We start from the raw sequence: 19,989 nt of genomic DNA, 5'->3' as shown, positions 1-19,989 counted from the left end.
TGGCGTGGTTAAGGTGCAAAAGAGAGGCGGAGGCTTTGTAAACGATGGATTGTTTTATAAACCCAAATTCTTGTGTGCAATCTCCTTGCCTTTGGGGGCTGAATGCTTAAAATGGGTGGCATTATTAGGAATGTTGAGACCTGAACCTGTTTTGAGGAGTGCTGCGCATGAATCTTTCTCCTGGATCGATTATTGTACTGGCCAGTGTGGCTGGGGTCGTTCTGGTCACCATCGGCCTGTTTGTTTACATCTTCACCCGTTCAGATAAGTAAGGTTCAGGGTGTAGTGAGTAAAAAGGGCGTGCCTATGCACGCCCTTTTTTCATGTCTAAAATCAGTTGGTAAGGCGGTTGAATCATGTCATGGATGACGGTCCAGTGTCCCACCTGTTGGGAAGAGATTGAAGTGCCTGTTGATGTGGAGATCGAAGGGCAGGTTACCCTTGTCGAGGATTGTCATGTCTGCTGTCGGCCAATGGTTTTGACGGTGACGGTGGATGAAGAGCAGTGCCCCATGATCTTGGAAGTCAGCCCTGAAGCGGATTAGCTGGTACGTGCTTAGGTTGGATAAGGTAAAGGCACAGCCCACGTTCAAAGTGCTACGTTTGGCAGGAGCCTATTGGAGCAACGGGATACACAAACTACCCGTTAAATAGGTTGAACATGCTCAGTGGGTTTGACGGTGGGGTTTATGGTGAGGGGGCGGGAAAGTGGAGAATAAACTGGCTGCCTTGGCCTAAGCGACTCTTGACTGAAATGGAGCCGTTATGACGCTCCATAATACGTTTGCAGTAGGCAAGACCAATGCCGGATCCCTCCTGTTGATCAACATCCTTACTGCGTTGGAACATCCCAAAAATATGCTCAAGTTGGTCAGGCGCAATACCGAGTCCATTATCGATGATGGTTATGGTGATCTCTGCTTCGGTCTGTTCCGTTTGGACCTCTACGCGGGGGGTGATATCTGGCCGCTGATATTTGATGGCGTTGGAAAGTAGATTTTGTAGAACCTGAACCATCAAGGCTTCATCCCCTTTAACCTGGGGTAAATGCCCATATAGAATGGTTGCGCCACGCAACTCAATTAATCCATGAATGTTCGCTTGAGCTTGCTGTAACACCCCATGCATATCCACCTTTTCAAACTTCAGCGTCTGCTGATCAAGCTTGGCCAATGTGAAGACATGGCTCACCATATCTGTCATACGGTTTACACCACTGTTTATACGTTCCAGGTAGCTACGCTCTGTGGCATTAAACGTGGTGGAGGTTTGATGTTGTAAGGCCTTTGTGGTTTGTGCAATACGCTGCAAGGGTTCGGTTAAATCCTGTGAGATGATATGGGCAAACTGACGAAGGTCTTGATTAGCTTGTGTTAATGCAAGTTCTTGTTTTTCTAGGCATCGAGTGCGCTGAGATACCTTTTCTTCCAGTTCAATCTGATTATTCAGTAAAAGTGTTTGGTAGTTGTCGTACGCCACCTTTTTTTGTTTGAAGGTAATGGAAATACGGTCCGCTAGGGCAAAAGCCAGCAGGACCATCTCCGTCAGGTGGGCGAAGCGAACCATATGCAAGGTGATGAGGTTGGTGGGAAGCCAGCCCATAAAACGGCCGATTAAGATGCCCACCCCAAGCGACCAGACAAACCAGCCAAGAATATAAAATCGGGCCTCTGAGTAGCCTTTTTTCCAGATCCAAAGACCGATAAAGGGATAGCTCAACGACATGAACGAAGAGTAGAGAACAGCGCGGGTCCCAATCATGCGGTAACCCATTAAGGTCGCTATAAAACAAGCAAAATCAAAAATAATTAAAAGCAATAACCAGCGGTCAATCCAAGGGGCCACTTTTCGGGTATTCAAAAAAGAGCGGCTAAACTGTGAAGCAAGAAGTAAAGAGATCAGACCCGCAAGTAGAGGGGCGTCGTTGTGTAATTGGGGGGCGAAGGAGCGTAAATCCAGTAGGGGGAGCCCCGCATGAAAAATAAAGGTGATGCATATGGCTAATACATAAGCCGTGTACCAGCCGTAAGCGTGTTCCCGGCTGGCAATATAGAGGACCAAGTTGTAAAAAACCATAATCAGCATCCCCCCTAGCATAAAACCGAGCAGGGGCCAGATTTTGTTCTGAAAAATCTGAAAATGGTTTTCGTCCCACAGCAGGGTCGTAATATCTAAAATGCCGCCTTTGTCATGACTGACCCGTATGAGCAGATCTTGTTGCTGAAAAGGTTGGGTATTAAGTGTTAGCGCAAGGTCGCTACTTAATAGGGGGCGATCATAAGGGGCTATTAAATCACCGGTATCGTGTTGACCAACCAGCTTGCCCTGTTCGAACTGATAGAGCATAACCCGGTCTGTTAAAGGGTGTAGCAGGTGAATCACCCACTGAATGGCCCGTTTATGAGGGTTGCGGACGGGCAAGTGCAGCCATAATGCCCCCTTGCTTGGACCTACTTTGAGTGCACCAGGGGTAACGGTTCGTTGAAAGCGTTTTTGTTGAAGATATTGGTAGGCCTGCTGAGGAGAGAGCGCCTTGTTTACATCGTGGTACACGCTGGTAGCTTGAAGAGGTAACACCCCATCCATCTGCTCGTTTAGTGAAAAAGGGGTCGCTGCGGCCAAAGAGGGCAACAGTATACAGATCAGGCATAAAAGTACTCTGTACATGTTATGCCCCCTGATCCTGGTTGGTGGTATTTTGAAGGGGTGCTTGAGCAAGGGTTATATGGATCAGTGTGCCTGTATCTGGATCGCTGTCAATACGCAGGCTGCCATGGTGTTTCTCTACAATACGGTGGCATTGCAGTAACTCCATATAGGTGCGTTGTTGGGGCTCTTCAGGGGGCGTGTTGGTCAGTGATGACAATGAGCCGGTCAGTTCTGGGGGAAAACCGGCCCCATTATCTGCAAGTGTCAGGAGAAGTTGCTCACCCTTGGTATAGGCATGGATACGAATGCTCAGGGGGTGATGAGGAATGGCTCGGCGCAGCGTGGTTGCGAGCAAAAGTTGAATGAGCTGGCGCAGCAGATCGACATCTCCCCTCACAGCGGGAAGATTACTCCAAATAAAGGATGCCTTGGTCTTATTAAGGGCGTGCTCTAACAGGGCCGCGCTCTCTACACATACCTGCTCCAAATCGACCTTCTTAAGGCGTATGGGCTCAGCATCCATACGTGACATGGCTAAAATTTGCGTAATGAGTGTCGAGATCTGTTTCACCACATGCAGAATACTCTGCATATGGGTGGTCTCACGTTTATGGGTGTGTGGTTTGCTGCTCTCCATCAGCAACTCTGAAAAACCTGCGATGGTATTGAGTGGCGCTTTTAAATCATGAGAAACCACATGAGCAAAGTTGCGCAAGTCCTCATTAGATTGGGTCAGTTCTCGGCTCTGTTGCTCTAAGGATAGAGTGCGCTGTTTGACCAACTGCTCAAGTCGTTTGTTGCTATGGCTTAATAGTGCTTGGCTTTGGGCATCATGAGCCTCTTTCTGTTTACGTGTTTGATGCATACGATCCATTAACGCAAACGCCAGTAGAATCATCTCCAAAACTTGAGCAATGCCCGGTGCGGACAGGGTGAAAGAGCTATAGGGGATCAGCCCTAGTAGACGAGCAAATAGGATAAAAACACCGATACTCCAGATGATCCATGCCAATGCATAAAAACGGACCTCTTTATGACCTTGCAGCCAAATACGTATGGCGATAATGGCAAAAAATGCAGAGATGCCCGAACATACACTCACCAGTAACAGGCCTGTGGAACGATCCCCCATGATAAGTGCCAAAATGGGCGCTGTGCATAAAAGCATATAGGCTTTTAAGCCCCAATCAATGTTGGGTGCTTTGTGCTTGGTGTCTAGAAAACTCCGGTTAAATTGAGCTGCGCATATAAGGGTCAGTGCACCCATGATTAAGGGGACGGCATCCGCCCAAGCAGGATGCTCCCCCCAAAAAAGCAGATAGCCTAAGTTGGATCGGTTCAAATAGCCGATAATCGCAAAACCTAGATAGCCGCTGTACCACAAATAGGCGTGCTCTGAAGAGGCAATGGCTAAGACCAAGTTATAAAAAAACATAATGGTCAACATGCCAATGAGGGTGCCATGAAAAAGATAGCGCTCTTCCAGCCAAATCTGGTAATAGGGCGCTGTCCAGGCTTTTACATTGCCAATAAGGGTGCCGCCTTGCGTAAAAGCCAGTCTTAAAAGGATGATCTCCTGACTGTTGGCTGGGGTGGTCAGTGGAAATAAATTTTCATGACTTGGAATGCTTCGTAGGAGAGGAGATGTGCGATCTCCCAAGCGCTGGTGGGTGAGAATCTCCTCATCCCGCACTTGGTAGAGGTCAATTATATCGGTGTGGCTATGGCTTGGGTTAACCACCCACTGAATGGCGTGAGGGGTTGGGTTATGTACAGGCAGAGCAAGCCAAAGCGCCGCACGGGAGATCCCAAAATTTAGGTGGAGTGGGCTTGTGGCGTGTTGAAATTTGCCTTTTTGCAGCTGTGAAAAAGCGGTTTGGGCATCCAGCAGACGGTCTTGATCTAGAAAAGTTTGTGTAAAAGAGGTGAGTGTCAGGCCATCCATCTTGGTCTTTAAAAGTAAACTATCCGCCCAGGTGTTGCTCGGCATATAGGGCAAGATTAGGGCGATAAGCCCTATAAACCAAAAGGAAAATTCTCTTGCAGAGTGGTGGTTTTGACCCATACTGCATGTGCTCCAAAAGGCCCTGTTTTCCAGCGTAAAGTACAAGCAGAATTATAGCCTGCTTATGGAATATCAGACGGAAATGCCAGTGCAGATGGTAGCGGAAATTGGGTCAGAAATAAAATTAATCTATCATGGTGAATCATGTCATGGGTAAGAGGAATGCCGTGCTCGGCACAATTTTTATGCGACTGTTATCATTATAACGGTCACTTATGCATGAGAAGGCCAGCTTTCTACACAGATCAGCCCAGCTGGTTTAATAGGGTGCTAAACCCCGCCGCCAAGCCTAACAGCCATATCAGTTTTAGGCTGGCTAACGTCATATTTAACCATGACCTTGCCAATGGAGGGTGCCGACCATCGACTTCAAAGGGAAGGCTGGACTCTGGGCGTAACAGTTCACCCCCAATGGTGAATAGGCGGGTGATCAATTTGGATGGTATGGATGTATCAGCCATGATCGCACTCCTGTTGCATGGTGTGCCTTTATCATGATGGATTTTCTATATCCATAACAGATACACAAAATGATAAAATAATGCAGTACAGAGCGGCCTGTTTAATGGGTCTATCCCTTTGGCTTGTACTTGGTTTGCCTATCATGGCTTTATAACACAAGCTTTTATCTGTTATAGAGTACAGATGGGCTTTTTTTTATAGGGTACAGATATCATGGGTATCAGAGTCGCCCGTTATCAGCAGTTGGCCGATCAATTACAGATGGGTATTGAGCAGGGTACCTATGCCCCTGGGGATCGCCTGCCCTCTGTGCGTACGTTGCAACGGCGTTTAAACCTCAGTGTAACGACCATCTCCAGTGCCTATGCTGAGCTGGAAAAAAGAGGGCTGGCTGAAGCAAAGCCCCGTTCCGGATATTTTGCCCGTAGTCCCTTGCAACAACCTGAGCCACACCCCAACGCTGTAGATATGGAGCCTGTTAAGGTCTCCCAAGGTCCCATGGCGCGTGCGGTGGAATCCGCTGCGATGAGTGATGCCTTGGTCCCATTGGCGGGGGCTATTTTGGATGATGGTTTATTGCCTTTGGAGGATATTCGGCGGGCTGTGCGTACGGTCATGCGTGAAGATGCCACCTCTGCCATGGCCTATGGGCCTGTAGCAGGGAGTATGAAACTGAGGCGTGCACTGGCACAACAGCCATGGGGTTTTCCGCAACCACCAGGGGTGGGTGAGATTTTACTGACCCAAGGAGGGATGGAAGCCATCAGTCTGACCCTACGGGCCATTACAAGGCCAGGAGATGCGGTGGTAGTGGAATCCCCCAGTTTTTATGGCTTTTTGCAGATGATTGAAAAGCTGGGGCTCTATGCGATGGAGGTTAATACAGATCCCCAAACAGGCATGCAGCCCGATGATCTGGCGCAGGCTTTGGAGGACCCCAGGGTACGGGCCGTTCTCTCTATTCCGACTTTTCATAACCCCATGGGTGCGACCATTCCGGAAGAGAATCGTCAAGCGATTGTCGAGCTGATAACCCAGCATCAAGTCCCACTCATTGAAGATAATATTTATGGTGATCTTCACTATGGGTCTACACATCCAACCCCTATGAAAGCATGGGACAAAGAGGGGTGGGTTATTTATGTTTCCTCTTTTTCTAAAGTTCTGGGGCCAGGGTTAAGGGTTGGGTTGTGTATACCAGGTCCTCGTTATTATCAAAAAATTACAAGCCTTAAAATGGCCACGACCCTGACCTCATCTCCGCTGACGCAACTGACGGTTGCTCAGCTGTTAAACAATGGTGCCTACAGTCGTCAGGTCCGGCATTTACGTAAAAAACTGTCATCCAATGTTCAACGTTTTCGTCATGGTGTCGCCAGTTATTTTCCGCAGGAGACACGCATGACGCAGCCCAAAGGTGGCTTTACCTTATGGGTCGAGCTGCCTGAAAAGGTGGATGGTGTGGCGCTTTATGAGCAGGCTTTTTCTGAAGGTATTGCTATTGTCCCCGGTGCTGTATGTTCCCCTTCAGGGCGGTATCGTAACTGTATTCGTCTGAGTGCTGGCACACTTTGGAGCCGCCGGGTTGAGAAGGCGATTATACGGTTGGGTGAAATGTGCCTGCAGCAGATGCAAGAGAGCTGACCGGCTCAGTATCCACTTACGATCGGTTTTTTAAGGGATATCATCCGTTGTATGTCGGTGCGTGATGCTGAGGGCTCTGTTTTCTCTTCTCTTTTCCTTGTTCGTTGTCTTGATGAAACATGGATCAAGACAACGAACGGTTTGTCATGGGTTCCTATTGGCTTAGTCCCATGGACGATTCTGTCGCCAACGTTGATGAAGAAAATCTATAAAACTTCGTACCCGCCGCGTCATGTTTCGGTTGGGGGGGAATACAGCATGAATTCCCCCTTGTGAAAAATGGTAGTGGGGTAAAATGGGTTTGAGCCTTCCCTGTTTAACATCATCACCCAACATGAAAGAGGGTAGGGCGACAATGCCCAACCCTTGGCAAGCTGCTTGGCGCAATATATCCCCATTGTTGGCTTTTAAACGGCCTTTTACCTTAATGCGGTGGGTGGTCCCCTGTGCATCTTTAAGGTGCCATACGCCAATGGGAGCACGGTTAACGGCCGTATAGAGTAAGCAGTGATGGTGGCTTAGATCTGAAGGTTCTTCAGGCGCTTGGTGTGTGGCTAAGTAGGAAGGGGCTGCGTAGAAGCCTAATTTTAATGGGGCAAGTTTGCGGACCATTAATGAAGTGTCTTCGAGCTGCCCTATGCGAATGGCAAGATCAAATCCTTCTGCAATAAGGTCGATATAGCGCTCGTTCAGCTCCAATTCAATCTCCATATTGGGGTGGAGCTGTAAGTAGTCACCAACCGCTGCTGTTAAATGATGCTGGCTAAAGGAGAGTGGTGCTGCAATACGCAGCATCCCTGCTATTTCCCCTTTTTTTTGGCCAACGGTATGATCAGCTTCTTCTAAATCTGCGAGGAGTTGCCGGCTGTGCAGGAGGTAGAGCTCGCCCTCATGGCTTAAGTTAAGCTGGCGGGTGGTGCGATGGAACAGTTTGACCCCTAAATGTGCTTCTAATGCAGAGATATGTTTGCTTACAGCCCCTGGGGTTAACCCCAGTTTGCGGGCTGCACGGCTAAAACCTTGTAGATCAGCGACCTGGACAAAGGCGCGCATACATTGAATTTGATCCATGATGATTTGTTCCAGTGTGGAAATAAACAATCTTCAAATCTCTATATTATCATTAAATATGAAAAGGTTTAAAGTTTTCTACATCCACCGTGTGGTGTCAGGTGTCTCCTAGGAATTTATTCGTATGGGTGCAATCTAACGCCTATAACCATCTGCCGGTGTGATCTGTTTATATCTCGGTAGGGAGTGTTAGTGATGTTCCATCAAGCCCACAACGGCTATACCCGTTTTGCACGCCTTCTACATTGGCTTATGGCACTGCTATTGGTGAGCATGTTGGCCTTAGGTTGGTATATGACGGGGTTGTCCTATTATGACCCTGACTATCGCTGGACGGTCGCCCTTCATAAAAGTGCCGGTGCGGTGTTCTTTCTGCTTGCCTTGCTACGCATGATTTACCGTCTGCGTTCAGCCCCGATCCCCCCTCATAAACACCATGCTCGTTGGGAACAGCGCTTAGCGCATGGGGTCCACTTGGGCTTCTATGGCTTGTTTTTTTTATTGCCGATCACAGGGTATCTCATCTCTACAGCGGATGGTCACCCTGTGGTGTTGTTTGAAACCCTAAAAATACCCGCGCTCATGACGCTACCCGGCCAAGCAGATGTCGCAGGGTGGTTGCATAACGGTTTGGGTGTGCTCCTGGTTGTGTGGGTTGCTCTGCATGTTGGGGGGGCTTTAAAGCACCACTTTATCGATAAGGATACGACACTTTGGCGGATGTTGTGGCATCGTAAAGTGACGGATAAATCTTAAATATATCAGAAACTAATCTCGTTATAAGGAGTGGACCATGAAAGCTCGTTTGATCAAGGTGGCGACCGTCACATCCTTCTTGTTGGCAGCCTTGCCTAACCCATTAAAAGCGGCTGAGTTCCAAATTGATCCAAGCCATAGCTTTGTGGAGTTTTCCATTAAGCATTTGGGCTACAGTGTGCTTAAAGGGCGTTTTAATACCCTTTCAGGCAGCTTTTCATATGATGAAAAAAGCCCAAATGCATCTAAAATTTCTGTGAAAGTGGAGACAGGGAGTATTGATTCTAACCATGCTGAGCGTGACAAGCACTTGCGAGGCACTGACTTTTTAAGTGTTGGTTCTTTTCCTGTCGCACGTTTTGTTTCAACGGCCATTCAAGAGAAGGATGGGGTGGCAAAAGTTGATGGTCAATTAACACTGCATGGGGTTACGCGACCCGTCAGTTTTGATGCCAAATTAATTGGGGCTGGATCAGACCCTTGGGGGGGGTACCGCCGGGGTTATGAAGGGGCTCTCACCATCACCCGCAGTGATTATGGTATGGATTATAATTTGGGACCGGCATCAACCTCTTTGACGTTAGGGCTGTTTATTGAGGGTATCCGCCAATAGAAAAGGAAAGGAGGGGCCCTTCAGAAGAGGGGCCTCTCTGATTAGATGATCTCCTGGCCGTCGTGGCGAGGTAAGAAAACGCCGCTCAGCGCCGCTCACCCTCTTTTGATAGCCCGCTGTGTACCAAGTGGCGAGGCCGTGAGGGGTTCGTTCTCTCTAAAAGCAGCTGCAACATGCTGTGTGATAGGCTTTTGTGCAGGGAACAGGCAAACTTACGATAACCGGCTCTTCTGAATGCCTTGATTTTAGTCTTAAAGGGACAGCCGACTGCTTTATCTCCTGGCTTGAGCCTGTCGATTCTTCCCCCTGTTCTATCTCTCTCTGACGCTTGTTTGGTCTGAGCCTTATTTCTGCAGAGTATGCCCATCAACAGGATTCTAAGCATGGGCTTTAAAGCTCATGCTTAGAATGCCTGCCTGTTTAAACACAGCTCTTTGTCTGGCTTTGGGTTTAAACGGGCCTGTTGTGGCTCAGTGCCTGTATGCGCACCTCCCCCCACTTCGAAGCATACCGCTCCGTGAGTCCCCATGGTTTAGCTGGTTTTCTCATAACAGATCCGCAGTCGTCTTGAAGGTTAAGCGCTTAGGGCCATGGCCTCTCCATGGTCATCGTTAACGCAAGGTTCACTCTTTTTAAATGATCTCTATGGTGTTATGCGGAAAGTAAATGGTGCTGTGGGATCTGTTCAGCATGGTGTTCCGACGCGGTATGCCTTGTATGAATACATAGATGGTCGCTTCTGTGTCGATCCATAAAGTTTGTCGGTTCTTTATGGCGATGCTGTAAAGCCAAGGCTTTGAAGGCTTCGTTGTATGCTGCTCCTCAAAGCTTTTTGATCGTGGGGTGGTTCAAACAGAGAAGTGGCAGGTTGATAGATAGACATACTGTTAGTTTTGGGAGGTGGTGTGAAATTTATGCTAGATGTTGCAAAAGAGTGCCGTTCATTGAGTAGTTGTGAGAGAGAGATGGTGAGATAAAATGAGAAGGGATGTGATTGTGTCAGGATTTTCCCTGTAAATGTCATTTTTAAGACTTGGATCTCTATCTTTTTCCCTTAAAATGGTGCCTGCAAAAGTTGATGGTTTTCTCTGAGATAAAGGTTGCGGCATGTCCCATAAAGAAGATGAAATGGCATTTTTGGCGTCCCAGCTTGAGGATTTAGGTGAAGGTGGGGGGCCTCAGTGGGGCGAGGATCCTCAAGGTTGGGTTGACGAAACAGCTCAAGCGTTGGAGTTGATGTCGGCAACAGAGCATGAATTAGCTGCGCTGTTTGAATCGGTATCTGATGGAGAGCCGATCCAACCCGCAAAGCTGGATCTGACCGTTAACCGTATGAGTGAGTCTTTAGCCGCTGATCCCAATGCTCTTTTAGGGCTTTCCATGTTGCGTCAGTATGATCAAGAAGGGTTTGATCATTCGATCAATGTTTCCATTTATTTAATGACCCTTGGTCGTGCGCTTGGTTTGGATGATGAGAGTATCAATGGCTTGGGGTTAGCCGGTTTGTTGCATGACATTGGCAAAGCCAAACTCCCACAGTCGCTGATTCAAAAACGGATGCCTCTGACCCCAGAGGAGCGTCAGGTTATTGATAGCCATGTCTCCCATACCATTAAAATGTTGCAGGATATGGATCATCTTCACCCTGCGGCATTGAGAGTGGCCATGGAGCATCATGAACGACTGGATGGAAGCGGATACCCTCGGGGTTTAAAAGAGGGGCAGATCTCATTGGAAGGTCGAATGGGTGCCGTGTGTGATTGCTTTGATGCCATGACATCAAACCGGAGCTATCGTAAAAAACTAGAAGGTAAGACTGTGCTAAAGGATTTGATGGAACGGGCACGATCTTTACAGTTGGATGGTAAAGTTGTTGAGAGTTTTGTACGTGCAGTGGGTATCTATCCTCTAGGTACCATTGTTCGCTTGGCAGATACGCGGGTTGGTGTTGTGATCCGCTCCAATGCATCCAGTCTATTGCACCCCACCCTACGGATTGTGGCCAAAGGGGGGGAGAATAGCGCTGTGGATCCATACCTTCTGGATTTGGCGCGGAACTCTGATGCAGCATCGCAACGGATTGTCGGAACAGAAAGCCCCTCTATGACCCGTATTAACCCAACTGTGTTTATGCCCGGTTCTGATCTTTATGCCCTATAGATTAGCTGTCCGTAAATGTCACGCTGCCTTGGGTCTGGTCTGGATTACTGCTAAACTCAGGGTGTGCTCATACGAGCATTAAATGGAATTTTATGTGTTGGGTGGGGAAGGGGCGTAATGTGTCTGTTTTAGTAGAGAAAAAAGGGGAAGTCGTCACCATTAAAGTACAGGGCGAGTTTAACTTTCATGCGCATGATGACTTTCGAAAAGCATACGAAAGCCAGCCTAAAGGGTGTAGCTATCGTATCGATCTGAGCCGGGTTGAGCATTTAGACAGTTCAGCATTTGGTATGTTGTTGATGTTAAGAGAAAAAGCGGGTGGTGAAAAGCATAGTGTTACGTTGGTCCGACCCACTGCGGATGTACGTAAACTCTTGGAAGTTGTGCGTTTTGATGGTCAGTTTCAAATTGAGTCTTAATACCGTTCGTTGATGGGCCCCTGACAGTAGCCCCCTTTTTTGAGTTGGGGGCCTGACCTCCCTTCGGCCTCCTCTTCTTTTAACCTGCCCTTGTCGTGTTAGGTTAAAGAAGGGGGCAAACATAGACTCTATCAGGTTCAGAGCACGATAGAGTATGCACTTTCAGCGCCCTTATTTTAGATCCCATAGTGTGTTTCCCGTTGCCAATAGACCATGTTTTACGACCTCTTCACGCTGCGTGTTCTGCAGGTTTCATACAATAAGTTGGCTGTTTTTTCTTAGTTGTCCCCTTTCTTGATCATCGGATCGAACGCTGATTCTGTTTCAACTGTGGAGTGGAAGGGGCCTGTTGTCATTTAGAGCCTGCCCGATTGGATGTAAAGAGGATGGGTGCTGATTATCTTACCCTTTCTCATCTGGTTCTTACGGCATGCAGGGTTCCTTCTTGAGCTTGCTGTCCTGTGTTTTTTACCTCTATGTACATGATGAGATTAAACCAAGCGCAAAAATGGCCGGCATGGTGTGACACTACACACGTTGATTTTGAATGGTGGCATCTTCATGGTGAACCAAGGTGTATGGCACAAAATAACCTTTATAGGGCATGGTTTGTGCTTCAAGTTTAGTGCGCACATAACGAGTGAAGCATGATTGAGCGCGGCTCTATCGCACTAAGCTCCTAAACAGGGGTTCCGCGGCATGCTCGTTGTGGTGTGGAGAGTCGCTTATTCAGATTATTAGGTGTCGAGGTGAGGTATGCGTACAGTACTGGTAACCGGTGGGGCAGGTTACATAGGTAGCCATGTCTGTAAAGTCTTGGCCGCAAATGGGTATACGCCGATCACCTATGATAATTTTAGTGAAGGACATTTGTGGGCTGTCCGCTGGGGACCGTGGGTCAATGGTGAGCTGTCAGATAAAGAGAAGCTCAAGCAGGTTTTTAATCACTTTAACCCCGTTGCGGTTATCCATCTTGCAGGGCGGGCCTATGTGGCAGAATCGGTATTAGACCCTGCGCTCTACTACCGTAACAATATACTGCCAGCCGTTGTTCTGTTAGAGGAGATGCGTCAACAAGGGTGTTCACATTTGGTCTTTTCCAGTACCTGTGCCACCTATGGTGAACCTCTACAGATGCCGATTACCGAAGCCATGGCACAAGAGCCCATCAATCCTTATGGTCGCTCTAAGCTGATGGTCGAATGGATGATGGCTGATTATCAAAGCTATGGGATCCAAACCGTTCCTTTACGCTATTTTAATGTGGCTGGTGCGGACCCTGAAGGTGACATTGGTGAGCAGCATGATCCAGAACCCCATATTATTCCAAAGTTATTAGAGGCAGCCCGCACCGGTGGGACATTTACCATTTTTGGTGACGATTATGATACCCAGGATGGCACCTGTGTTCGAGACTATATTCATGTCTCGGATCTGGCTCAAGCGCATCTTCTAGCCTTGCAGTACCTTCTGCAAGGGGGGGAGGGTACGCCCTTTAATTTAGGTAACGGGCAAGGCTTCTCTGTACGGCAAATGATTGAAGCAGCCCAGCAAGTCACCGGCAAACCGATACAGGTAAAAATAGGGGATAGACGTCCGGGAGATCCTGCAACCCTGGTTGGTAGTGCCCAAAAAGCCGCCCAAGGTTTAGGGTGGAAAGCCGCCCATGGTGATCTGCCTATGATCTTGAAAACAGCATGGGACTGGATGAACCGCGCACAAGATCCCGCCGTGACACAGACCTATCAAGAACATCCATTTAATCATTAAAATGTCGCGTTATGCTCACGCTTTTCGTGGTGCAATCTGTGTATCCCGTTAAGTGCTCTTCTCCTTGGGTGATGAAGCTCAGCCTTTAACATGACCTGTCTAGATAGATGACAAGACCGTTATGAGTATGTATTTTAAGCTAATTATGGTCCTTAAAAATCTCACTGAAGGGGTGGCACTCTCCCTGTCGTGGGGCCTTCGTGGGTTTGATCTCTCTTATATCTGGTCATTGAACACTTTCTGAGCCCTACCTCTTTGCTGGATTGGCCACTGTCGGATGCCCGGTGCTTTACTCCTGCGGGTCATGCAGTCAGCCGCGTGCTTTAGTTGCAGCACGCGCAAGGGGTATGTTTCGTGGTTGAAAGTTTGTACCCTGGCCTCTGAGATAAAACGACTCGGTTCTATGATTTAATCAGCGGATGTTAAGGGTTTGCTTGCTCAATTGATTTTTTCTATTTAGCTGTCTATGCAAACCAAAAGCTGTGCCTCATGGGGTGCAATGCCTCTTCTAGCCGGTAGGTTTGTTCCAAAGTGGCTATGGATTATGAGCCACATCCACAACCTGACGAGGGTGTGCTTTGAGACTCTGGATGAATACCCTGTTGCGCCAACCACTGTTTAATGTCTTGAAGACAGCAGCCTCCACGAGGGTTTAGCTTCTCACACTGACATCCATGTTTTTTCATGCGTTCTTGGATCATGGCGATCACATCCGTCGTTCCTTGCTGTGCAAGCTCTTTAAGAGCGTCCTCTTTTAGCACCTTAAAGCAATAGCATAAGGGTGTTTTAGGATGGTCATCTTTGATCGTTACACGGTTAATGAGCTGATCTTGGGTAAACACGCTTTCTGAAAGTGCATCGTAATAGACCACAGGGCAGCTGGGGCTTTCGCAGAAGTGGTAGTGGCCATGCTCGTTAACATGTGAACGAAACTCTGCTTTGAGTGTGTGTTTAGGGGTTAAGGGTTTGACCACTGAGCCAAGATTTTTGCACGTGGGACAAGGGGGCTTGGTCGGGTTGCAAAGGTTGATGTCATGCTCTTCATGGGATTGTGGTTGGGAACAGCAAGTCATGAGGTGCTCCTTAATGATATTAAAGTTCGAGAATATTCGAACTGTTAGGGTAAAAAAATACGCTTAGGATTTGCATTGTTCAAAAAACAGTGCCAACTCTTCTGTGGTTTCTCGGTTAACCCAGCACTCAACATTTTTACCGTTACGTCGCATATGGATTAAACCCGAACGGTGAAGCTCTTTTAAGTGATGGGATATGGTGGATGGTGCCAAACCGATATTATGGCTTAGCTCTCCAACACATTGGGTCATGGCTTCATCGGAGCAGCTCTGTCCGGGTTGGCAAGATGCCGCGAGCTTTAAAAACAGTTGCAACCGGTGGGGGTTGGATAACGCTTTAAAACGCTCGGCAGTCTGATCCAGATTGTTTTCTCTAAAGTTCGACATGTTTCGAATTATAGTATGGAGCGTAAAGGGTGTCAATAGACTTGACGCCTAACGAAGCTATGTCTGGCGTGTTTGGTCACAGGATGTGGTCTTCAATCTTATGATTCGGGGGGGGCAGGGTTAGGAGGCTCTGCGGTGTCATGTCAGGCTTGAAGGGTGTCCATATTATCTCTTCCAGCGATCAACCACACCCACTGTTATGGGCGTCTTAGGTTGATGCATCGTGACATTCTTGGGTCTGTTTCGAGGTGCAGGTTGCCTGCGTAGATATGATTATCTCATGGGGGTTGAGAGATAAGAAGGAGGGGGGCACCCCCCCCATATCATGACAAATATGCAACTGTTCTGAGCCTACGCATCGCGGTATAGATGTCTAAATGCTGCTGCCTAGGCCAGGAGAGTGATGGTGTGTTGATGATGCATATTTAGGCGTGGTGGCATCACATCTGGCTGGGTGTTTCAGGCCGACATGCTTGCTCATAGAGTGCCATCCCCTCACGTTTTTCAAGAAGACGCCAGCGGCTTTTAGGGGGGGTTAAGGCTTCTTCTGGTAGGGGGTCTTTATAGGCTTTATGCAGGCTGGTCATTAATATTTCATTACGTAATAACCAGCGCTTTTGTGGCACGCACTGGTGAATATCCGTCACCTCATCCCATTTTTTTACAACAACAACAGGGTGTTGATCAAAACCCAGATAGAAGTTGATCAGCTGCTTGCTGCGTCGGTCCGTCACGATCTCAACCGTTTGCTTTTGTGGTTTGATCTTGTCTGCCGTTAGCTGTTTGAAGCCATGATAATAGGCTGGGTGGGCAATGGAGCCAGATTGCAGATTAAAGAAGGGGATAAAGGCCCAGATAACGACCATTATTGTGCTTATTTGCCAGGGTTTTAGCCCTTGGCTCTGCACTGAACGTCTGGCTTGAACCCACTGCCATACCATGAGCAACAATGGAATACTCAAGGCGCCAGTCGCAAAAAACAGATCCCGTTTATTAAGCTCCATCTGCGCCAGTAATAAAAACATCAGGCCAGAAACCAAGGGTACGCTTATAACCAGTAGGCCAATCCATCTGCCACAGGGTTCGGTTCTGCTCTTAATCATGTGGGTCCAGCTCCACACCCCCATCAGAATAAAATAGGGCAGTGCAGGGAGCATCATCCGTGCATAGACAGGTAAGGGTTCATAGTTAGAGAGTGATGTGGAGCCAAACCAGTAGAACAGTAAGTAGGAAATTCCGGCACCAAACCAGAACAACCATGGGCCCTGTCTAAGGTTTTTTAAGAAAAACAAGGCGCCAAGTGCTGGCCAACATATGATCAATACCAGTCCTAACCCTGTATGGGAGAGGATGCTCATAACCGGTTCAATGGTAAAACGGTTGATTAAACCTTCTGTGCTGTATGTGACATAGCTACTGTCTTGCAACACTTCACTAATGCCTTGAAAGCGGAAAAGTGGGTTGCCTGTCGCCACGGCATATGCCGCTAAATAGATGAATAAAAGAGTGACTCCTGTTGTGATGAAAGCGCGCCAAAAGAGACCGTGCTGGCGTTTTCGAAGATCGTAAAACATCACAATCAATAGAAAAGGTATGATGCCGATCACCGTCAGTTTGACGGTAAAGGCCCAGAACAGAGCGGCACCGGCAATGATGGCCCATCTTCGTGCATGGGTTGCGTTGCGGCCAAAATGGATGCTGGCTACACCAAGGAGATAGCCTGCACTAAGCACGCTATCTGCGCTTAAATAGCTGACCTCTCCCAGTTGTAGGGGGTTAAAGGCTAAAAGCATGGCGGCAATGAGCCCCGCATGAACCGAAGCAAAGCTAACGACCACCGCATAGAGTACGGTGATAGAAAGAAGTGAGGTTATAACGGGGAGTAGAATGGTGCTCCAGGGTGTGACCTCAAAAATTTGGTAAAAAAGTGCTGTGGGAAAAAGTAGCCCAAGACGGTTACTGAAATGATGGGGGGCAGGGGTGTATTGGCCTGAAGCAATCTGGTGAGCTATCTGTGCATATCCCATGTCATCACTGCCTGACATGGATGGCTCCAACCCTATGATCAATAGAAGGTGAGCGGTAAGGATGAACAATAGCCCAAGCCAGCCGATCCGAGCATATGGCTGGGATGATAAAGATCCAGGTGAGGGGGTGTTCATGTCTCATTACTCCATATCATCAACAGCTCTTGATCTCGCTACTCTGAGATAACCCATGCTGATAGCTTGGTTTGATGTAGAGGTTGCAGCGCTGTGAAAGTAAGATTATTTACGCGCAATCAATAACAGGTTTTTGCCAATAGGCATGGGTAGATGGTATTGCAATGGCCCCATCCAGCTTATGACCCCTTGATCATAGATTTTCGCCATCGACTCGCTGATCTCTGTTTTTTTCCCCAGGGTATGCAAAAGATACCATGGAAGAATACCCGTTGGATCGAACCAGCGAACCTGTTCCATGTGAAAGCCTGCAATTTGAACTTTGTTGACCAGATCGTGTTTTGAATAGCGCCGGTAATGACCAAATTTACGATCCAAATCACTAAACAGACTCTGTAGTGCAGGGACAAAAATTAACAATGCCCCACCAGGCTTCAGTTGCGCGTACAGATGCTGCAAAATTTTGATATCATCCTGAATATGTTCAAGTACATTGATCATCACCACGCTGTCAATTTTGGCTGGTGCTGTGGCAATGTAGGTTTCAATGGTTGTGGCGTGGATGGTTACAGAATCCAACGCACCCACATGCTCAGCAAGCCGTTTGGCCTGTTTGGCGTCAGGCTCAATAAGTGAGAGGTGATCGCTCAGAGGCAGTAGATAGTCGCTATAGACGCCGATACCGGCACCCACCTCTAAAACATGACCATGAATATGGGGTGCAAAAAAGCGCATGATCGCTTGCTGATAGTGAATGGTGCCACTTAACGTTTCAAGCTCATTACTCTCATAATCAAACGCTTGCTGCATGGCTTTTTTACCTCATTTTGCACTGTCTATCGAACAAAGATGGTGGCCTGACCTGTGCTCTTTTGACGCAAGGTTAGGGTATCTGACCCATGAAAGAAAGAGGGGTTCGTCTATCTATACAGATATCAGCAATGCTTGGTCTATCTTATGGTTAAAAAAAGCTTGATTCAGACACCCTGATCCTAGCAAATACCCATCAGTACCACACCTTTCTGGTTGTTATGGGGCACAGACCAAGCCGTGTGTGACAGGGGTTGGTCTATGGCCCGGATCGCTCAACCAGTGTGGGTATCGTGTTCCTAGGATGATTGCCCAGGAAGATTGAGAAGGCTAAACCATGCCCTGTTGAGCATCTGTATCCTGAGTGTATTCAGAGGTTGCTTAGAGGATGGCGCGGCTCAAAGTAGAGCATCGAGAACCGACCTGAACTTCACTTAAAACGAGGATTGAATACGGTAAGTAGAGCTCTCTTCTTCTGTTGTATCGCATACACTCTTGCTACGCTCAGAACTCTCCCCCTTCTTTGTCAGCGTAATCGATGAGGTCTTAGGGGGAGGCGTGTCTGAGGATCGCTCTTGCTGGTGTGTGGAAACGCTTTTTTACTCGGCGTAAGAGTCATGGCTTGTACTGGTATGGTTGCTCTGAGCCCATGCCACAAATGGTTTATGCCTAACCCTCTGCGCCTATTTTCCTAAGATGTCAGGCTGGCCAGTTCTCTCGTTACTCTTAATGATGTGTGGGGAGATCAGTGTTTTTCACCTGTATGATAGAATGGAGTGATGAGTGGTTGATCTCGCAACGTTCGTTCTTGGTACGCTTCGATGCGTCCTTACTCGGTTCAGGTAAGTCTGGGGCTTTTCTTAGGTGGGTGTGGTGTCGGCTCTCGGCTTTAAGCCAGGTTGACTGTTTGTGTAAGTGAAAGAGATGTCGAGAGGTTGCACGCATACGTTAAGCATGATGTTTCTGCTGTTCGTAAAGGGGGGTGAGTGGGGCCCGCCCTTGGTATTCAAAAGCTGTCATGAGATCCGCCTTCAGCGTGGAGCACCGAATACACTTCCCTTGTTTAAGCTTGGGGGGTGGCGTGCTTTTTGCGTTGATCCATGGGGTGAATCCGTCCTGATACTGGAGATGCTTAATGCTGCCTAGCTTGTTGCGCTCAAGAGCCGTAAAGAAAATAGTTGGCCCGATCTATTATAGGGTTAAGTGGCCTGGACAAGCGGCTTTTTCATGCCCGATTTGTGGCTATCACGGGCCGTTTGGTCCGTTGCATCTGGAACATTATTCAAGGCCAAATGAAATTTGCCCGGTTTGTTTAAGTATGCAACGGGCACGCTTTCAAAGTTTGGTTATTAATAAGTTACTTGATCAATCCTCCTCTAGTGGTGTGGTTGTACACTATGCGCCCGAAAAGCAGATTGAAAAACTGCTAAGAGAAAAAGCAGCAAACTATATCAAGACAGATTATTGCGAAGGTAACGTCCAATTTTTTTCTGATATGTGTAAGATTCCTTTGCGGGATAAATCGGTCGATTTGTTGTTTGCCTCGCATGTTTTGGAACATATTCAAGATGACCAATTGGCTTTGAATGAGGTTAAACGTGTTTTGAAAGATGATGGGGCCGCTATCTTACCTGTTCCCATTGTGTCTGAAACAACCGTTGAGTATGGGGCACCCAATCCGCTGGAATATGGTCATGTGCGGGCCCCTGGTCTTGATTATTATGACAAGTTAAAAGCAGTTTTTAGCCGTGTTGAGTTGATCTCATCCAGTGACTATCCCGCAAAATATCAACTGTCATCTACGAAGATCGAAGTGTTTACCCGACCAAAGTGGCGCCCAAACGGCCACCCATGTCGGGGGATAAGCATGAAGATTATATTCCAATCTGCTTCCCTTAAAATATCTGAGTACCCATATCTGGTGCGATGCACTTGATGCTAAGGCTGT

16 protein-coding genes are annotated in these 19,989 nt (G+C 47.8%); 8 read left to right on the top strand and 8 right to left on the bottom strand.

Annotation, left to right across the window (positions count from 1 at the left end; translation table 11 throughout):
* The first annotated feature begins 356 nt into the window (after positions 1–356).
* On the top strand, positions 357–545 hold the full coding sequence (locus tag V5T57_RS12125) for a zinc ribbon domain-containing protein (RefSeq protein ID WP_332891482.1): 189 nt from the start codon (positions 357–359) through the stop codon (positions 543–545).
* 142 nt (positions 546–687) lie between these two features.
* On the opposite strand, the gene V5T57_RS12120 is transcribed toward V5T57_RS12125, so the two are convergent.
* From V5T57_RS12120 to V5T57_RS12110, 3 genes are all read right to left on the bottom strand, one after another.
* On the bottom strand, positions 688–2,667 hold the full coding sequence (locus V5T57_RS12120) for a 7TM diverse intracellular signaling domain-containing protein (RefSeq protein ID WP_332891481.1): 1,980 nt from the start codon (positions 2,665–2,667) through the stop codon (positions 688–690).
* 1 nt (position 2,668) lies between these two features.
* On the bottom strand, positions 2,669–4,714 hold the full coding sequence (locus V5T57_RS12115) for a 7TM diverse intracellular signaling domain-containing protein (RefSeq protein WP_332891480.1): 2,046 nt from the start codon (positions 4,712–4,714) through the stop codon (positions 2,669–2,671).
* A gap of 245 nt (positions 4,715–4,959) precedes the next feature.
* The gene (locus V5T57_RS12110) at positions 4,960–5,175 is read right to left on the bottom strand and encodes a hypothetical protein (protein ID WP_332891479.1); all 216 of its coding nucleotides are present in this window, start codon (positions 5,173–5,175) and stop codon (positions 4,960–4,962) included.
* Between the two features lie 214 nt (positions 5,176–5,389).
* Here V5T57_RS12110 and V5T57_RS12105 point away from each other — a divergent pair, with 214 nt between their 5' ends.
* Entirely contained in the window at positions 5,390–6,820 is a 1,431-nt protein-coding gene (locus tag V5T57_RS12105) for an aminotransferase-like domain-containing protein (protein ID WP_332891478.1), read from the top strand.
* A 162-nt stretch (positions 6,821–6,982) separates the two neighbouring features.
* Here V5T57_RS12105 and V5T57_RS12100 read toward each other — a convergent pair whose 3' ends face one another.
* The gene (locus V5T57_RS12100) at positions 6,983–7,891 is read right to left on the bottom strand and encodes a LysR family transcriptional regulator (protein WP_332891477.1); all 909 of its coding nucleotides are present in this window, start codon (positions 7,889–7,891) and stop codon (positions 6,983–6,985) included.
* Between the two features lie 195 nt (positions 7,892–8,086).
* On the opposite strand from V5T57_RS12100, the gene V5T57_RS12095 reads away from it, so the two are divergent.
* From V5T57_RS12095 to galE, 5 genes are all read left to right on the top strand, one after another.
* The gene (locus tag V5T57_RS12095) at positions 8,087–8,647 is read left to right on the top strand and encodes a cytochrome b (RefSeq protein ID WP_332891476.1); all 561 of its coding nucleotides are present in this window, start codon (positions 8,087–8,089) and stop codon (positions 8,645–8,647) included.
* A gap of 37 nt (positions 8,648–8,684) precedes the next feature.
* The gene (locus V5T57_RS12090; RefSeq protein WP_332891475.1) at positions 8,685–9,260 is read left to right on the top strand and encodes a YceI family protein; all 576 of its coding nucleotides are present in this window, start codon (positions 8,685–8,687) and stop codon (positions 9,258–9,260) included.
* A 1,107-nt stretch (positions 9,261–10,367) separates the two neighbouring features.
* Positions 10,368–11,420 (top strand): HD-GYP domain-containing protein, encoded by a 1,053-nt coding sequence (locus V5T57_RS12085; RefSeq protein ID WP_332891474.1) that lies wholly within the window; start codon positions 10,368–10,370, stop codon positions 11,418–11,420.
* Between the two features lie 119 nt (positions 11,421–11,539).
* On the top strand, positions 11,540–11,839 hold the full coding sequence (locus V5T57_RS12080; protein ID WP_332891473.1) for an STAS domain-containing protein: 300 nt from the start codon (positions 11,540–11,542) through the stop codon (positions 11,837–11,839).
* Between the two features lie 756 nt (positions 11,840–12,595).
* On the top strand, positions 12,596–13,609 hold the full coding sequence (galE, locus tag V5T57_RS12075) for a UDP-glucose 4-epimerase GalE (protein WP_332891472.1): 1,014 nt from the start codon (positions 12,596–12,598) through the stop codon (positions 13,607–13,609).
* 542 nt (positions 13,610–14,151) lie between these two features.
* Here galE and V5T57_RS12070 read toward each other — a convergent pair.
* The 4 genes from V5T57_RS12070 to V5T57_RS12055 all read right to left on the bottom strand — a co-directional run bounded on the left by V5T57_RS12070 (position 14,152) and on the right by V5T57_RS12055 (position 18,041).
* Positions 14,152–14,682, bottom strand: a complete 531-nt coding sequence (locus V5T57_RS12070; RefSeq protein ID WP_332891471.1) for a putative iron-sulfur cluster-binding metallochaperone — start codon at positions 14,680–14,682, stop codon at positions 14,152–14,154.
* Between the two features lie 63 nt (positions 14,683–14,745).
* Positions 14,746–15,069 carry an ArsR/SmtB family transcription factor gene (locus tag V5T57_RS12065; protein ID WP_332891470.1) on the bottom strand — a complete coding sequence of 108 codons (324 nt, stop codon included), beginning with the start codon at positions 15,067–15,069 and terminating at the stop codon, positions 14,746–14,748.
* Positions 15,070–15,509: 440 nt separating this feature from the next.
* Positions 15,510–17,114: an ArnT family glycosyltransferase gene (locus V5T57_RS12060; RefSeq protein ID WP_332891469.1), complete on the bottom strand. Its 1,605-nt coding sequence runs from the start codon at positions 17,112–17,114 to the stop codon at positions 15,510–15,512.
* Between the two features lie 222 nt (positions 17,115–17,336).
* Entirely contained in the window at positions 17,337–18,041 is a 705-nt protein-coding gene (locus V5T57_RS12055) for a class I SAM-dependent methyltransferase (RefSeq protein ID WP_332891468.1), read from the bottom strand.
* 1,135 nt (positions 18,042–19,176) lie between these two features.
* On the opposite strand from V5T57_RS12055, the gene V5T57_RS12050 reads away from it, so the two are divergent.
* Entirely contained in the window at positions 19,177–19,977 is an 801-nt protein-coding gene (locus V5T57_RS12050; RefSeq protein WP_332891467.1) for a class I SAM-dependent methyltransferase, read from the top strand.
* Positions 19,978–19,989 lie beyond the last annotated feature (12 nt).

It is taken from the genome of Magnetococcus sp. PR-3 (assembly GCF_036689865.1).
In the GTDB taxonomy this organism is placed as follows: Bacteria; Pseudomonadota; Magnetococcia; order Magnetococcales; family Magnetococcaceae; genus Magnetococcus.
This window is presented reverse-complemented; position numbering and strand designations above follow the sequence as displayed.